A 495-nucleotide genomic window follows, 5' to 3' on the forward strand; every position below is an offset into this window, starting at 1 on the left:
ATGTACCAGCTACCCATAGACATGATGAACATGATGATCAGCGTGCCTTTGGCGACGAAATCGCCGGTTTTCCAGAGCGCGTCGAGGCCATATGGATTTTCAATGACTTCTTTGACCGGTGCAGCAGCATCCATTGGTGCCGCAACTGGTGCAGCTTCAGCAGCAGGGGCTGCAGCAGAAGCGACTGGCGCAGCGGATGCAGCAGCTTCATCAGCGGCGTAGGCTGGTGCTACAGAGAAACCGGCCGAGATAGCCAGCAAAGCAGTCGCGAGGAGTGCGGAGAAACGAATTTTCATGGTAATGCTTCCTTTAATTCTCAATAGTACTAAAAAAACAACAGTAAAAAAGACGACGACGAGGTAACACCCTACGCTGCCGCTTGAATTTCAATTAATCGAGGCGCCACACATACTGCACCTTGGTCCAGGTCGCTTGCGGTTTGCCATCGACGGTACCCGGTTTGTTTTTGCAAGCGCCCGACATCAACTGCAAGCG

At 52.3% G+C, this 495-nt stretch carries 1 pseudogene; it reads right to left on the reverse strand.

The window, feature by feature from the left end:
* Window positions 1–296, reverse strand: a pseudogene (locus QN359_RS19835) (MotA/TolQ/ExbB proton channel family protein); the annotation flags it as partial.
* Window positions 297–495 lie beyond the last annotated feature (199 nt).

Source organism: Undibacterium sp. 5I2, from assembly GCF_035019605.1.
Taxonomy (GTDB): Bacteria; Pseudomonadota; Gammaproteobacteria; order Burkholderiales; family Burkholderiaceae_D; genus Undibacterium.